This window comes from Anoxybacillus sp. (assembly GCF_036834105.1).
Taxonomy (GTDB): domain Bacteria; phylum Bacillota; class Bacilli; order Bacillales; family Anoxybacillaceae; genus Anoxybacillus.
Genome location: NZ_DAITON010000046.1, coordinates 1 through 15,738 on the forward strand (window position 1 = coordinate 1; position 15,738 = coordinate 15,738).

The 15,738-nt window shown below is 44.1% G+C and carries 18 protein-coding genes and 1 tRNA gene; 1 reads left to right on the forward strand and 18 read right to left on the reverse strand.

Translation table 11 applies throughout. The features are described 5' to 3' along the window. Positions 1–67: 67 nt before the first annotated feature. The 5 genes from gap to V7Z64_RS06440 all read right to left on the reverse strand — a co-directional run bounded on the left by gap (position 68) and on the right by V7Z64_RS06440 (position 4,091). On the reverse strand, positions 68–1,075 hold the full coding sequence (gap, locus tag V7Z64_RS06420) for a type I glyceraldehyde-3-phosphate dehydrogenase (protein ID WP_032101170.1): 1,008 nt from the start codon (positions 1,073–1,075) through the stop codon (positions 68–70). Between the two features lie 35 nt (positions 1,076–1,110). Further along, positions 1,111–2,142, reverse strand: a complete 1,032-nt coding sequence (locus V7Z64_RS06425; RefSeq protein WP_297990072.1) for a sugar-binding transcriptional regulator — start codon at positions 2,140–2,142, stop codon at positions 1,111–1,113. A 135-nt stretch (positions 2,143–2,277) separates the two neighbouring features. Continuing rightward, positions 2,278–2,511, reverse strand: a complete 234-nt coding sequence (locus V7Z64_RS06430; RefSeq protein WP_297990070.1) for a glutaredoxin family protein — start codon at positions 2,509–2,511, stop codon at positions 2,278–2,280. Positions 2,512–2,523: 12 nt separating this feature from the next. Then, the gene (rpoN, locus tag V7Z64_RS06435; RefSeq protein ID WP_297990078.1) at positions 2,524–3,789 is read right to left on the reverse strand and encodes an RNA polymerase factor sigma-54; all 1,266 of its coding nucleotides are present in this window, start codon (positions 3,787–3,789) and stop codon (positions 2,524–2,526) included. Between the two features lie 230 nt (positions 3,790–4,019). Continuing rightward, positions 4,020–4,091 (reverse strand) — tRNA-Arg (locus V7Z64_RS06440). 211 nt (positions 4,092–4,302) lie between these two features. Here V7Z64_RS06440 and clpP point away from each other — a divergent pair. Then, positions 4,303–4,893, forward strand: coding sequence for an ATP-dependent Clp endopeptidase proteolytic subunit ClpP (gene clpP / locus V7Z64_RS06445; RefSeq protein ID WP_003397299.1), 591 nt, complete (start codon positions 4,303–4,305; stop codon positions 4,891–4,893). Between the two features lie 28 nt (positions 4,894–4,921). Here clpP and V7Z64_RS06450 read toward each other — a convergent pair whose 3' ends face one another. The 13 genes from V7Z64_RS06450 to hisD all read right to left on the reverse strand — a co-directional run. After that, positions 4,922–5,176, reverse strand: coding sequence for an HPr family phosphocarrier protein (locus tag V7Z64_RS06450; protein ID WP_297990067.1), 255 nt, complete (start codon positions 5,174–5,176; stop codon positions 4,922–4,924). 20 nt (positions 5,177–5,196) lie between these two features. Beyond that, positions 5,197–6,159 (reverse strand): DNA-binding protein WhiA, encoded by a 963-nt coding sequence (gene whiA, locus V7Z64_RS06455; protein WP_003397302.1) that lies wholly within the window; start codon positions 6,157–6,159, stop codon positions 5,197–5,199. A gap of 15 nt (positions 6,160–6,174) precedes the next feature. Next, a complete protein-coding gene (locus V7Z64_RS06460; protein WP_297990064.1) occupies positions 6,175–7,137 on the reverse strand; it encodes a gluconeogenesis factor YvcK family protein in 963 nt (320 codons plus the stop codon). Beyond that, positions 7,134–8,024, reverse strand: a complete 891-nt coding sequence (rapZ, locus tag V7Z64_RS06465; protein WP_297990062.1) for an RNase adapter RapZ — start codon at positions 8,022–8,024, stop codon at positions 7,134–7,136. Before rapZ ends, V7Z64_RS06460 begins: the two co-directional genes overlap by 4 nt. Positions 8,025–8,041: 17 nt before the next feature. Next, entirely contained in the window at positions 8,042–8,500 is a 459-nt protein-coding gene (locus V7Z64_RS06470) for an 8-oxo-dGTP diphosphatase (RefSeq protein WP_003397305.1), read from the reverse strand. Between the two features lie 235 nt (positions 8,501–8,735). Beyond that, complete coding sequence (gene trxB / locus V7Z64_RS06475) at positions 8,736–9,683, reverse strand: thioredoxin-disulfide reductase (protein ID WP_297990060.1); 948 nt, start codon at positions 9,681–9,683, stop codon at positions 8,736–8,738. Positions 9,684–9,778: 95 nt separating this feature from the next. Continuing rightward, the gene (locus V7Z64_RS06480; protein ID WP_297990058.1) at positions 9,779–11,224 is read right to left on the reverse strand and encodes a tetratricopeptide repeat protein; all 1,446 of its coding nucleotides are present in this window, start codon (positions 11,222–11,224) and stop codon (positions 9,779–9,781) included. A gap of 83 nt (positions 11,225–11,307) precedes the next feature. Next, a complete protein-coding gene (hisIE, locus tag V7Z64_RS06485; RefSeq protein ID WP_297990056.1) occupies positions 11,308–11,931 on the reverse strand; it encodes a bifunctional phosphoribosyl-AMP cyclohydrolase/phosphoribosyl-ATP diphosphatase HisIE in 624 nt (207 codons plus the stop codon). Continuing rightward, positions 11,928–12,686 carry an imidazole glycerol phosphate synthase subunit HisF gene (hisF, locus tag V7Z64_RS06490; RefSeq protein WP_297990054.1) on the reverse strand — a complete coding sequence of 253 codons (759 nt, stop codon included), beginning with the start codon at positions 12,684–12,686 and terminating at the stop codon, positions 11,928–11,930. The genes hisIE and hisF overlap by 4 nt, the downstream gene beginning before the upstream one ends. Then, positions 12,683–13,411 carry a 1-(5-phosphoribosyl)-5-[(5-phosphoribosylamino)methylideneamino]imidazole-4-carboxamide isomerase gene (gene hisA, locus V7Z64_RS06495; RefSeq protein ID WP_297990052.1) on the reverse strand — a complete coding sequence of 243 codons (729 nt, stop codon included), beginning with the start codon at positions 13,409–13,411 and terminating at the stop codon, positions 12,683–12,685. Before hisA ends, hisF begins: the two co-directional genes overlap by 4 nt. Then, entirely contained in the window at positions 13,411–14,043 is a 633-nt protein-coding gene (gene hisH / locus V7Z64_RS06500) for an imidazole glycerol phosphate synthase subunit HisH (protein ID WP_297990050.1), read from the reverse strand. The genes hisA and hisH overlap by 1 nt, the downstream gene beginning before the upstream one ends. Beyond that, entirely contained in the window at positions 14,044–14,631 is a 588-nt protein-coding gene (gene hisB / locus V7Z64_RS06505) for an imidazoleglycerol-phosphate dehydratase HisB (protein WP_297990048.1), read from the reverse strand. It abuts the gene before it with no gap. After that, positions 14,628–15,738: histidinol dehydrogenase (gene hisD, locus V7Z64_RS06510; RefSeq protein WP_334109797.1), on the reverse strand; the 1,111-nt coding region annotated here is incomplete at its 5' end. The genes hisB and hisD, both read right to left, overlap by 4 nt.

A 15,738-nucleotide genomic window follows, 5' to 3' on the forward strand; every position in this document is an offset into this window, starting at 1 on the left:
CCCCGCTCCCCTTCTCGGTATTTCCAACTATTTATTATAAACCGTTTTGGGCAAACAATCCAAAAAATTATAAACCTTTTGACGCAATGTATGCAGCAAGATCAACAACGCGGTGAGAGTATCCAGTTTCGTTGTCGTACCAAGAAAGAACTTTCACCATACGACCTTCCATCACCATTGTTGAAAGCGCATCGATTGTTGAAGAAGCTGTTGAGCCGTTGTAGTCACGAGAAACAAGCGGTTCTTCGCTGTAAGCTAAAATTCCTTTTAACTCGCCTTCTGCCGCTGCTTTTAACGCTGCGTTCACTTCTTCGACTGTCACTTCTTTTTCAAGTTCAGCAACGAGGTCAACGACAGATACGTTAGGTGTTGGTACGCGCATTGCCATACCGTTTAACTTACCTTTTAATTCAGGAAGAACGAGCGCTACCGCTTTTGCAGCACCAGTTGATGTTGGAATGATCGATTCCGCTGCTGCACGCGCACGACGCAAGTCTTTATGCGGTAAGTCAAGAATTTGTTGGTCGTTCGTATATGCGTGTACTGTTGTCATCATACCGCGGATAATGCCGAATTTCTCATGTAATACTTTCGCAAATGGCGCTAAGCAGTTTGTTGTACAAGATGCGTTTGAAATGACATGATGGTTTGCTGGGTCATATTTATCTTGGTTTACACCCATAACGATCGTAATGTCTTCATTTGTTGCTGGCGCGGAGATAATTACTTTTTTCGCACCTGCTTCTAAATGTTTCGCTGCGTCTTCGCGCTTTGTGAAGCGTCCTGTTGACTCAACAACGATGTCAACGCCAAGTTCACCCCATCCTAAGTTTGCTGGGTCGCGCTCTGCTTTTACAATAATTTCCTTTCCGTTTACAACGATGTTATTTCCGTTTACTGTTACTTCTGCATCTAAAGTGCCGTGAACAGAGTCATATTTTAAAAGATGTGCTAACGTTTTTGCATCTGTTAAGTCATTTACTGCAACGACTTCAATTTCAGGATTTTTTAATGCTGCGCGAAATACGTTACGGCCGATACGACCAAAACCGTTAATACCAATTTTTACTGCCATGTTTTTTTCCTCCTTTGAAATTGTAGGAATGTATTTTAGAGGGATGAATCATCCCGTACTAACTGTTTTGCTGCACCTTCGTCTGTAATTAAGATGCACTGATTTGCCTGCTTTATATACGCCCGAATGGCTTTCGCTTTCGAAGCCCCACCCGCGACCGCAATGACGCAAGGGACGTGGCGCACATCTTCAAGTTGAATGCCAACTGTGTTCACTTTATGAACAACTTCTCCATGTTGATTAAAGTAATAGCCAAACGCCTCCGCCACCGCTTCGTTTTGCTCAATTTTTTTCATGTCCTCCGGCGGTGTTTTTCTCCGTTCCGCCATCGTTTTCGCATCGCCAATACCATGAATGACGATCGTCGATGATTTGATTAAGTCGAGCACTTCTTTAATGGCGGGTTCTTCAATGATCGAGTGATACGTTTCAGCACTTAATTGATCAGGTACGTGCAATAAACGATAGTGACCCATCGCTTTTTCAGCCATGCGCGCACAAATCGTATTCGCTTGGTTCGTCACATCTTCCCCAAGCCCGCCGCGCGCTGGAACGAATAGCACATCCCGATATTTCATATCTGGTGTCATCATTTCAGCAACTGCAGCAAGGGTTGTTCCACCAGTGACTGCAACAATGGCATTCCCTGTGAGTGAATGTTTTATGCGCGAGACACAAGCTCTTCCCATCTCTCTTTTCACCCAAGGCGATTGATCGCTGTCACCTGCAACGACAATGACATCTGCAACAGGAAGCCGTTGTTTTATTTTTCTTTCCAACTCTTTTAGCCCTAACACTTCTCGCATCATATCTTCCAATTGCATGAGCACATCATGTCCATCGGACGTAATACTCATGCCTGCAGCTGTAATATCAAGCAAATTTTGCTCCTTTAAAAACTGCACTTCCGAGCGCAAAACACGTTCGCTAATTCCAAGATTTAATGCGAGCGTTCGGCGCCCGATCGGTTGCATTAACCGAATATGCTGCAAAATTTCATATCGTTTTTGCATAATAGCGAGAAGATCAGGCAACAATTTTCGTTGAACATCAATCCATTGGCGCATGCCTTACTCTTCCTTTTTGCTCACTTTTTTCTCTATCTGGACGTTTAAAGTCCCACTATGACATATTGTGTCCCAATAGGTGTAAAAAAATTCACCCCTGCTACAATTCCATTGTAACAGGAAGTGAAACGTTGTTCAACTGCTTCGTTGTTGTTGTAATCGCTTTCTTATGACATCTTTGTGAATGCGGCCGTATGCGATGATTTCCCCGTCGATTTCGATGACAGGAATCATAAGATGATACCGTTCGAGCCATCGTTCGTCTTTGTAAATATCGATTTCTTCAAATTTAACTTGCAGCTCATGAAGAATAGCTTTTGCTTCATCACAAAGGCAGCAGTTTTCTTTCGAATAGACAACGACTTTCATGCTTCATCTCCTTTATGCATATTGCTTTCGTTTTGAAGCCGGTGGAATATGAAGTTGCTCGCGATATTTAGCAACTGTCCGTCTTGCCACGCAAATATTGTAGCGCTCCTCGAGTAAATCAGCAATTTTTTGATCAGAAAGCGGTTTTTGTCCATTTTCATTTTTAATTAACTCTGCAATGAAATGTTTCACCTTCTCTTGCGCTACCTGCTCATCAACACCGCTTGTAAAAAAGCGACGCATGTCAATCAACCCATGAGGAGTTTGCATATATTTATGTTTTACTGCGCGGCTCACAGTAGACTCGTGAATGTGTAGCTCTTTCGCAATATCGCGCATCGTTAACGGCTTTATATAAAGAGGACCCTTTTCGAAATAATCACGCTGCTTGTCAAGTAATTGCCATGCAATTTGTTCAATCGTTGTTGACCGTTGGGCTAAACAACGTTGTATCCATTGAAATTGTTGCCGCTTTTCTTCAATATATGTTTGGACAGATGGATCATCGGTATGCACTTTTCGTTCATACGCTCCATTCCACACGACTGTAGGAATCATCTCTTCGTTTATTGTTACTTTCCATACACCATGATCATACGAAACGATCACATCGGGTACGATGTACGTTAATTGTCCATCATTGTATAAACTTCCCGGACGCGGATGCAAAGTGCGAATGAGTTCCCACACACGTTGCAAGTCTGCTAACTCGACACGAAGTATCGTTTTTATTTCTTTCCATTTCTTATTGACAAACGGTTCGAAATGCTGCATAACGATCGTTTCTGCTAATTCATCTCTTTGTGGCAAGCGGGTGAGTTGCAAGTATAAACAATGCGGTAAATTTTCTGCCCCTACTCCAGCAGGTTCGAGTGAACGTAAAAGATGAAGTGCTTCACACACAATCGTTTCTTCCAATTGAAGATGGCGAGCCGCTTCTGCAACCGTTGTATGCAAATAACCCGATTCATCGAGCGACGCAATTAAATAATCAAGCGCTTTTTTTTGCTCGTTACATAACCGCATGCCGACGAGTTGGGCATGCAAATGGGAAGCGAGTGAACGATTAAAAACGCTTACATTTTCAATGTAGCGCATGCTGTCTGTACGCTCATTTCGCTTTCGTTCCTTTAGCTCAATAAATGGATTTTCAAGCGCCTGTTCATGTAAAAGCGATTGAAGCTCTAACGTTGAATATTGTAAAAGTTCAATCGCCTGCACAAGCTCTTTCGTCAGCGCAATTTTCAGTTCTTGCTTTTGCGTTAATTGCATCTCCATCCATGCCATCTCCCTTCATCCTCATTTTATCATCTCTGCAAGGGAGAGACGATAAAAACATATTGGATGTTTTTTCTACTATGCATATGCATCGAAGGCATGTTATCATGCTTATAGAACGAGCGAGCAAGCCTCGCAAAATTCACATGTTCGTCCGGTGCGGCTCACCGGACTTTATTTTTTATACAAACAAAAAACCCCTGCTCGCATAGCAAGCAGGGTGTCGCTAACGCCCTCGGCAGGATTCGAACCCACGCTAAGAGAACCGGAATCTCTCGTGCTATCCACTACACTACGAGGGCACAATAATAAATGCACTTACCATTATAGTGAACACATAAAAAAATTGCAAGAGAAATGACGTTTAAAATTTTAGGAAGAGGAAACGATGAAAGAAGGGATGTAGAAGAAAAAAGGCGAATACATATAAGCAGAAGGTGTTTTATTTGACCTTTATTGACCTTTTTTGTATGATAAAAGTACATAAAAACGATTTATCGGAGGAGGAAAAGTATGAACTTAATTCCTACAGTCATTGAACAAACGAGTCGCGGAGAACGCGCATATGACATTTACTCTCGCTTATTAAAAGACCGCATCATCATTTTAGGAAGCGCGATTGATGACCACGTCGCAAACTCAATCGTTTCTCAGCTTTTATTTTTAGCAGCAGAAGATCCTGAAAAAGATATTTCTCTTTACATTAACAGTCCGGGTGGATCCATTACAGCCGGCATGGCAATTTACGACACGATGCAATTTATTAAACCAGACGTATCAACGATTTGTATCGGTATGGCTGCTTCTATGGGCGCATTTTTACTTGCAGCGGGCGCCAAAGGAAAACGGTTTGCGTTACCAAATAGCGAAATTATGATTCATCAGCCGCTTGGTGGCGTACAAGGTCAAGCGACAGAAATTGAAATTGCTGCAAAGCGTATTTTATTCTTGCGTGACAAGTTAAATCGCATCTTGTCCGAAAACACAGGACAACCGATTGAAGTCATTGAACGTGATACAGATCGCGACAACTTTATGACGGCAGAAAAGGCGAAAGAATACGGTTTAATCGACCGCGTATTAACACGCGTAGATGAAAAATAAAAACAAGGCGGTGGCGACCGCCTTGTTTTTATTCTTGTTCAACGTATTTCACGAGCTTGTTTAGCGCTTCCTGCTCATCTGGACCGTCAGCATAAATCGTGATGACTGCCCCTGTATGGATCGCTAAGCTCATTAATCCCATAATGCTTTTCGCATTCACTTTTTTGCCGTCCTTCTCAATATAAACATCGGCTGAAAAACGGTTCGCTTCTTGAACAAACAACGCTGCTGGACGCGCTTGCAATCCTGTTTTTAACCGTACTTCTACTTGTTTTTGTACCATATCACACATTCCTCCCATAGTTACAAAGATTTATGAAAATCAATCGGCTGGCCCGCACGGAGTCGTTCAGCAATTTCGTCTAGTTTTCGCAGACGATGGTTAATTCCTGACTTGCTAATTTTCCCTCCGGAAACCATTTCACCGAGTTCTTTCAATGTTACATCTTGATACTCAATGCGCAATTTCGCAATTTCACGAAGTTTTTCTGGCAGTTGATCGAGCCCAATCGTCTCGTCGATATACCGAATGTTTTCGACTTGGCGCAACGCTGCTCCAATGGTTTTATTTAAATTAGCTGTTTCGCAATTAACGAGCCGATTGACCGAATTGCGCATATCGCGCACGATGCGCACATCTTCAAAGCGCAACAACGCTTGATGTGCCCCGATAATGCTTAAAAACTCCGCAATTTTTTCCGCTTCTTTTAAATACGTAATAAATCCTTTTTTTCTTTCTAACGTACGTGCATGTAAATGGAACGTCGTGTTCATCAGTTCACAAAGCGATTCGTTATGTTCGCGATACAGCGAAAAAATTTCTAAATGATACGAAGACGTTTCCGGGTTATTGACAGACCCTCCAGCTAAAAAGGCACCGCGCAAGTACGAGCGCTTGCAACATTTTTTTTGCACAAGCTCTTGTGAAATGGAATGAACGAACGAAAACCCTTCTTCCATAATTTTTAAATCAGATAGTAGTTCATTCGTCCCTTCAACGACGCGCACAATATATACATTGTTTTTCTTTAAGCGCATTTTTTTACGTACGAGTAATTCGACAGCTACGTCATACCCTTTTTTCAATAACGTATAAATTCGCCGAGCAATTGCTGCGTTTTCCGTTTGAATATTTAATAGTAAACGCCGATTGGAAAAGGAAATAGAGCCATTCATTCGAATTAAAGCGGATAATTCTGCTTTTAAACAACACGTCTTTACTTCTATATTCGTTAACTCCTTTTTCGTTTCTGATGCAAACGACAACCATTCCACCTCCTATCAATGTGTGTCGTGCGAAGGAGGTGCAAGAAGCGAAACGAGCAACGCCGCTACTTTTTTCGTATCGTGACGCACCGTCCCATCTCGCTCATCAATGATCGCATCACAAATGACTTGCAAGCCGAGCGCCTCTAATTCAGCCATATCGCAAACAACCGGGGCGGCGAGTTCCTTCGCATAGCGCTCTTTCGTTTCAGGTAAAATCGGCGCGTCGTTTACAATGACGGCATCTAAAAAGGCACATGCCATATGATCATACAGCGCTTTCACATGATCGCTCGCCGTATAGTTTAACGTTTCTCCTGCTTGAGTCATGACGTTGCATATATATACTTTTTTCGCTTTTGATCGGCATACCTCTTCGCCAATTTTAGGAACGAGTAAGTTCGGTAAAATGCTTGTATACAAGCTCCCAGGTCCGATGACAATTAAATCGGCTGTTTGTAATTCTGTAATCGTTTCTTCGAGCGGTTCAATGCTTTCTGGAGTTAAAAAGACGCGCTTAATTTTCTTTCCCGAATAAGGAATTTTTGACTCACCTGAAACAATTGTTCCATCTTCCATTTCCGCATGCAACACAACGCTTTCGTTGGCTGCTGGAAGCACTTTTCCACGTACATTCAACACTTTCCCCATTTCGCGAACCGCATGCACAAAATCGCCAGTAATTGACGTCATCGCCGCTAAAATTAAATTCCCGAGCGAGTGCCCTGATAATCCATTTCCGTTTTCAAACCGATGTTGAAACAATTCAATAATGAGCGGCTCCACATCCGAAAGGGCAGCAAGCACGTTTCGAATATCCCCAGGCGGGGGCATATCAAGTTCATCACGCAATCTTCCTGAGCTCCCACCATCATCTGCGACAGTTACGATGGCGGTTAAATCAACATTATATTGTTTCAGCCCGCGGAGCAAAACAGGAAGCCCCGTTCCCCCACCAATGACAACTATTTTTTTCATCGGTGCGTATCCTTTCTTTTTGCAATATCTCGATGAGACACGTGCGTCGTATATTCATGCGCAAAGTGGCGTGCAATATACTCAGCTAACGTAACCGAACGGTGTTGCCCGCCCGTGCATCCGATCGCAATGACAACTTGGCTTTTTCCTTCCCTTTTATAGTGGGGAAGCATAAACGAAAGCAAATCTGTTACTTTTTCAATAAATTTTTGCGTTTCCGTCCACTTTAATACGTAAGATGATACTTCTTCATCTAATCCTGTTTTCGGACGCATATGTTCAATGTAATGTGGATTTGGTAAGAAGCGGACATCAAAAACGAGATCTGCATCAATCGGCAAACCGTATTTAAATCCGAACGAGACGACATTGACAGAAAATGTTGTCGTCGCCGGTGTCGCAAATGTTTGCACGATTTTTTCACGCAATTCGCGCGGCTTTAAGCTAGACGTATCGATAATCATTTGGGCACGCCCTTTTAATTCTTCAAGCAACTGGCGCTCTAGCTGAATGCCTTCAAGCGGCAATCCGTTCGGTGCAAGCGGATGGGAACGACGCGTTTCTTTATAGCGACTCACGAGCGTGGCATCGCTTGCATCTAAAAACAAAATTTGCGGCGTTACCCATGACGTTTCTGCCAAATCGTCAAGCGCGGCAAAAAGACGGTCGAAAAAGTCGCGGCTGCGCAAATCCATAACAAGGGCAATTTTAGTCATTTTATTGCCCGATTCCCGAATTAATTCGAGAAACTTTGGCAACAATGTCGGCGGTAAGTTATCGACACAAAAATAACCTAAATCCTCAAAGCTTTGGATCGCGACCGTCTTCCCCGCCCCCGACATCCCTGTAATAATAACCATTTGAATATGTGCTGAGCCTGTGCTCATCGCCCTCTCCCCTTTCTTTAACTCGGATCAAGCCGGTAAGACAACAACTCAAATTCTTCTGTATAAGTGAATGTGCCGTACATAATGCCCGTTCCTTTCACGACATAGTCAATAATATGGTAATCGCCCGGCGCCATCGGCAAAGTCGATATATGTTCAATTGGATGCCAAGCGAGTTCTCCTTCTTCACATTGTAATACGTTTTCCCCTTCAAAATGTTCCGCAAAAAACGTAAACATCATCCATTCCGAGACGACTTCTTCCCCTCGTTTCATTACAAACGTGAATACCCCTTTTAATTGTGGGTTTTTAATATAAAGCCCTGTTTCCTCACGGTATTCACGAATACACGCTTCCCGTATAGATTCTCCTTGCTCCATTTTCCCCCCCGGTGCGACCCACCAGCCACGCCGCGGTTTTTTTAACAAGAGGATTCGTCCATCTTTTACTAATACACAGTTCGTTACCCGTTGCAACGTCCGTTCACCTCAATAATGATAATAAACATGTTTTTTTCATTATACTATTTCTTACAAACGGTCACAAAGTATAAATTTTGAAACGTTTTCACGTCCATCACAAAAAGAAAGCACGGGACGAGAGCCCGTGCCAACGAGTATATATAAAAAGGGGGTCAATTACTTACTTTTATCATACTCTTTTATTGTTTCAAGTGTGTTACAGTTCAATTAAAGCAACATTACGTTTTCATTACTGAATGTTAAGCTTTTCCTTTAACTCTTCCACGTAATGTTGCGCGCTTTGCGCTGCAATGCTTCCGTCACCTGTTGCTGTAACAATTTGACGGAGCGACTTTTCACGAACGTCCCCTGCTGCAAAAATGCCAGGCACTTTCGTTTCCATCCGTTCATTCGTTTCAATATAGCCGTTCTCGTTTGTAATGCCTAACGAAGCAAACGGTTTTGTTAAAGGCACCATACCGATGTAAATAAACACGCCGTCACACGGAAACTCGCGCTCTTCTCCTGTTTGCGTATGAACGAGCGTTACGCTGCCCACGCGACCGTCTTTTTCGTGAATTTGTTTCACCGTATGATTCCAAATGAAATCAATTTTTTCATTCGCAAACGCGCGCTGCTGTAAAATTTTTTGTGCGCGCAGCTGATCACGACGGTGGACAATCGTCACTTTACTCGCAAAGCGCGTCAAATATACACCTTCTTCAACAGCCGAATCTCCACCGCCAACGACGACAAGCTCTTTTCCTTTAAAAAAGGCTCCGTCACATACGGCACAGTATGAAACGCCACGTCCCCCTAATTCTTTTTCGCCAGGCACGCCAAGTTTTTTGTACTCTGCCCCCGTCGCAATGATGATCGAACGAGCTTTATATTGTTGGTTGCTCGTCACAACCGTTTTATATTGTTCGCCGTCAATGACTTCTTTTACATCGCCATATGCGTATTCAGCACCAAACTTTTTCGCATGCTCGAACATTTTTGACGCCAATTCCGGTCCAAGAATATGATCATATCCCGGATAATTTTCCACCTCTTCTGTATTGGCCATTTGACCACCGGGAACGCCACGCTCTAACATGAGCGTTGACAAGTTCGCACGCGATGTATATACCGCCGCCGTCATTCCTGCGGGCCCAGCACCGATAATAATTACGTCATACACTTTTTCTTGTGACACGTCTTCTCCACCCTTTCTGCATGAACAAATCTTCATTTTATCTTTTCCATATGTCTATCGTAATACAACTGAAGAAAGGGCGTCTATTAACTTGCTCATTCGTGAAACTGTTGTTTCATCATTTTCACATACTTTCCAACCGTTGCAGTGGACACGCCGTACCGTTCGGCAAGCATGCGCTGTGTGACGCGCTGCCCATGACGTTTGCGAAACATGTATTCGAAAGCCGCGGCCCATGCTGCATGGTTCGAAAATGAATCGATCTCATTGACCGCTTGAACAAAAAAAGAAAACCAAGCAATATATAACGGCTCATATTCAAATCCGTTATGTTGAATGAGCAACGTTACAATACGATGCGCATCTACCACACATGATGACGTTTGCCGTCCATCGTATACATAATCGCTCCACTGCTGTAAAAGCGGATGAGACCACGATTGTTTTGGAAATGGGCAATCGTTTTTCATAAATGATTTGCTGATTAAATATAGCGCATACAACGAAGAAGCTACGTCTTGTTTTTCGAACAACGCTTGAATATGTTCAATCGTCTGCTCACGATAGCGCCACGGTTCACTCCCTTGTTTATCAGGATGAAGCGAAACTAACTTTTTCCACATCGTCTCTGCTAACGAACGATACCCCATATGATACGCTGCATACGCATACCAATAATAAAACGGGGCATCCCCCTCGAAGCCGCGACGTTGCAGCTGACGCAACCATTGAAAAGCTAAGTCATAGCGCCCAACAATCGCGAACGTAACACCGAGCTTATATCGATGCTCAAATGAAATAGGATGAACATTTTGCAGCAACTGAGTGAGCGAGAAAAGCCGTCCATGCTCTTGTAAATAATAAGAAAACACCGCATCGTTACAAAGCGCATGCAAATTGCCTGGATTTTGTTTTAAAATATATTCAATCGTTTGTCTCGCTTTTCCGATATTCCCTTGATAAAAATAGGCAAGCGCTAAATTGTTGTACGCAGCCCAATTTTCTGGATGTTGCTCAATCATTTCTTCAAACAGGGCGATCGCTTCTTGAAACTCCCCTTTTTCAAGCAATGTGCGCGCTTGTTCCTGCTTCATTAACATATCATCATAATTGAGCCACTCTTCATCTTCTTGCTCAATTGTTAAAATGTCTAATAAATCGAGCGTATACTCCGCAAATTCCCCATCGGGCTCACGTTCCATATAGCGCTCAGCATATTTCATCGCCTCGCCGAACAATCCTAAATGAGCATAGTTGTTGGCTAAAAAATAAAAACACTCCGTCAACTGATCGTCACGCTCAATCACACGCAATAACCATTCGTTCGATTGCGCATATTCCCCCAATTCTGACAATACAATCGCCAATTGACACGCGAACGCGCTCTGCTCTGGTTCAAGTTGCACCGCACGTTGCAAATACGCTTTCGCTTTATGCAAATCACGTCGGCGATAGTATGTTAAACCTTTATTAAAAAAGTACGTACCGTCTTGAATAAACGGAATGACTTTTCCGACACGTTTTTGCAAATGTTTTTCCATCGAACCCTCCATGTTGATTTCATTCACCGAAAGACAGTATACCACATTTTCGCTTCAGAACAACATGGATGGGAAAAAAAGCATTAACGATGGCGCTCGGCTAATACGGAAAGAACATCATCGAGCGACACGCGCTGCTCGCGCAACAAAACGAGCAAATGATACAATAAATCTGCCGCTTCCCATCGCAGTTCTTCTTTTGAACGGTTTTTAGCTGCGATAATGACTTCAGCCGCTTCTTCCCCAACCTTTTTAGCGATTTTGTCGATTCCTTTGTCAAATAAATATGTCGTATACGATCCTTCAGGACGTTTCGCTTCCCGTTCCGCAATAACCGACTCTAGCACATTTAAAATCGCAAAACGATCACGTTTGACCGAGGGCTTTTCACCACTCAAGCGGCGGTGAAAACAAGAATACTCACCTGTATGACACGCTGGTCCCTTCGGTTCAACGAGAATAAGGAGCGCATCAGCATCACAGTCGTAGCGAATATCAACAACTGCTTGTACGTTTCCAGACGTTTCCCCTTTATGCCATAACATATCGCGCGAACGGCTATAAAACCATGTTTCCTTCGTTTCTAACGTTTTTTGCAGCGATTGTTCGTTCATATACGCTAACGTTAATACTTCTTTACTATGTGCATCTTGTACGATCGCCGGTACAAGCCCTTGCTCATTAAAACGAATGTGTTCGATGTTCATCGCACATTTACCCCCTGTTCACGTACGTACTGTTTTACTTGTTGAACGGACGTTTCTTGATAATGAAAAATCGAAGCTGCTAATGCGGCGTCCGCTTTGGCGAGTTGAAACACATCGACAAAATGTTGGGCGCATCCTGCTCCTCCAGATGCAATGACAGGAACCGATACCGCCTCGCTTACTCGTTTAGTAAGCTCTAGGTCAAATCCGTCTTTCCCCCCATCGCGATCCATACTTGTCAACAAAATTTCTCCCGCGCCGTGCCTCACAACTTCTTTCGCCCATGAAACAACTTCCCACTCTGTTGGACGCCGTCCACCATGCGTATACACACGCCAAGACCGAAGCTCCGGGTCGTATTTAGCATCGATTGCCACAACGATACATTGCGTGCCAAAAAATTGTGCCCCTTCGTTAATAAGGTTTGGGCGGAGGACTGCAGATGTATTAATCGATACTTTGTCTGCTCCCGAGCGTAAAATCGCTTTCATATCCTCCACCGTTTGAATACCGCCTCCTACTGTAAAAGGGATGGCAAGTTGTGCCGCCACACGTTTGACGACATCGACCATCGTTTTTCGTCCTTCATGCGAGGCGGAAATGTCTAAAAATACAAGCTCGTCCGCTCCTTGTTCATCGTATGCGCGCGCAAGCTCTACCGGATCACCTGCATCGCGCAATGAAACAAATTGCACCCCTTTAACTACACGGCCGTCTTTTACATCTAAACAAGGAATAATGCGCTTCGTAATCATTCCTCCACCGCCTTTAACGCCCCAGCAACTGTAAACTGCTCTGTATATAGCGCCTTGCCAACAATTGCACCCGCGACCCCTTCTCGTTCCCATCGTTTTAAAGCGCGTAAATCATCGAGCGACCGTATCCCGCCAGAAGCGATGACACGCTTGTTCGTTGCTTGAGCGAGCCGAACGACCGCCTCAACATTCGGCCCCGACAACATTCCGTCCGTAGCAATATCAGTAAAAATAAACGTCTCTGCCCCTGCTTCTGCAAGTTGTTTTCCGAGTTCAACAGCTTCGATTGTTGACGTATGCGTCCATCCTTCCGTTGCCACAAATCCGTTTTTCGCATCAATCCCGATGACAATTTGTTCACCGTACGTACGAAGCATCGCTTTCACAAACGAAGGATTCGAGATGGCGGCACTCCCTAAAATGACGCGCGCCACTCCATTTTCTAAGTAGTACGCCACATCTTCTTCTGTGCGAATTCCTCCACCAACTTGAACGCTCACCCCAAGCGTCTTTGCTACTTCAACGACGAATGTATCATTCACTCGTCTACCTTCCTTCGCCCCATCTAAATCGACCATATGAATCCATGTCGCACCTTGTGAAACGAACGAACGAGCCATTTCAACTGGGGAATGACCGTATACCGTTTCTCGATTGTAATCTCCTTGTATAAGGCGAACGCACTTCCCACCGCGCATATCGATAGCCGGATAAATAGTAAACATTAGCTTTTCTTCCTTTCTACGATTCTCGCATAGTTTTGCAATAGACGCATGCCGAGTTCGCCGCTTTTTTCCGGATGAAATTGCATGCCGAATATGTTGCCCCGTCCAACAATCGCAGGAACAGTTACATCATATTGTGCGCTAGCTAGTACAACTGTTGGATCGCTCGTTTGCACGTAATAGGAATGGACAAAATATACGTGCCCTCGCTCAACATCATCAAAAAGCGGAGATGGTTGATGAAAAACGAGCTCATTCCATCCCATATGTGGTACTTTATATCGTTCTCCCTCTTTCGTCACACCGCTAAAACGAACGACACGACCGGGAAGCAATTGTAAACCAGACGTCAAACCGTTTTCTTCGCTTTCTTCAAACAATAGTTGCATCCCTAGGCAAATGCCGAGAAGCGGTTTTCCTTCTGCCACTTGTTCACGAATAAATAAGTCAAGCCCCGTTTCTGTTAAAATGTGCATCGCATCTTTAAACGAACCGACCCCCGGCAAAATGAAACCATCAGCTTGACGCAACGCTTGTTGCTCATGTTCAACAATATATGGTACATTGAGCCGCTCTAACGCTTTACTGACGCTATACAAATTTCCCATGCCGTAATCAATGATGCCGATCATTTATAACATTCCTTTCGTTGACGGTACAGATTTCACGCGTGGATCGATCATCGTTGCCTCATCGAGCGCGCGACCGAGCGCTTTAAACACCGCTTCAATCATATGATGCGTATTACGCCCGTAATGAACGATAACATGCACATTCATTCGCGCTTCTAATGCAAGCTTCCATAAAAATTCGTGCACTAACTCTACATCAAACGTCCCGACTTTTTGACTTGGAAATTCACCATGAAACTCCAGATGAGGGCGATTGCTCACATCAATGACGACTTGCGCTAACGCATCATCCATCGGGACAAAGGCGTTTCCATATCGTTTGATCCCTTTTTTATCACCGAGCGCTTCACGAATCGCTTGTCCTAAACAAATGCCGATGTCTTCTGTCGTATGATGATCGTCAATGTGGGTATCTCCTTTCGCACGAACAGACAAATTAAAATGTCCATGCTTTGTAAATAAGTCAAGCATATGCGTTAAAAACGGAACACCTGTTTCTAGCTCTGCTTTTCCTTCCCCATCAACCGCAAACGTAAGCTCAATTTGCGTTTCGTTTGTCACTCGTTTCACTGTCGCTGTCCGCATCATTTTTCACCCCTTTTTAACCGTTCCTCTACTGCTCTTGCATGTGCCTCTAGCCCTTCCAGTCGCGCAAATGCAGCGATTTTTTCAGCATGTTGCCGCCATGCCTGTTCGCTATAAAAGACAATGCTTGATTTTTTCATAAACGCCTCAACCGTTAATCCTGATGAAAAACGGGCAGTTCCATTTGTCGGCAACACGTGATTTGTGCCTGCAAAATAATCTCCAACCGGTTCGGAACTGTACGGTCCTAGAAAAATCGCACCGGCATGTCGGATGGCGCTTAACATTTCAAACGGTTCCGCCGTCATAATTTCTAAATGTTCTGGCGCTAATTCGTTCACGACATCAATGGCTTGTTTCATCGTATCCGTTACATAAATGACGCCATATTCATCAATCGCTTTTTGTGCGATCGTTTTTCTAGGAAGAGTAGCAAGTTGTTTGTCGACTTCTTCCTCTACTTTTAAAGCAAGCGATAAAGACGGTGTCACAAATATGCTGACCGCTCGCTCATCATGTTCTGCCTGCGATAACAAATCAGCGGCAATTTCGTTTGGCTTCGCTGTTTCATCGGCGAGCACAACAATTTCGCTTGGACCTGCGATCATATCAATGTCGACTTGACCGAACACTTCCCTTTTGGCAAGCGCAACGTAAATGTTGCCGGGACCAAATATTTTATCGACTGGCTCAATCGTTTCTGTACCGTATGCTAAAGCAGCGATCGCTTGCGCTCCACCGACTTTATATATTTCTTGCACACCGAGTTCACATGCTGCTACGAGCACGGCAGCTGGCAACGTTCCGCGCTCGTTCGGCGGAGAAACGATGACAATACGTTTCACTCCAGCTACTTGTGCCGGGATGACATTCATCAACACCGATGACGGATAAGCGGCTGTGCCGCCGGGAACATATAAACCGACCGCATCAAGCGGTGTCACTTTTTGTCCGAGAATCGTTCCGTCTTCACGTGTCATAAACCATGATGTCCCCCGTTGGCGCTCATGATATTCCCGGATATTTCCCGCCGCTTCGCGAATAATATGCACGATGTGTTCGTCGACTAGCCAATATGCTTCTTCAATTTCTTCTTGCGTAACAGCAAGC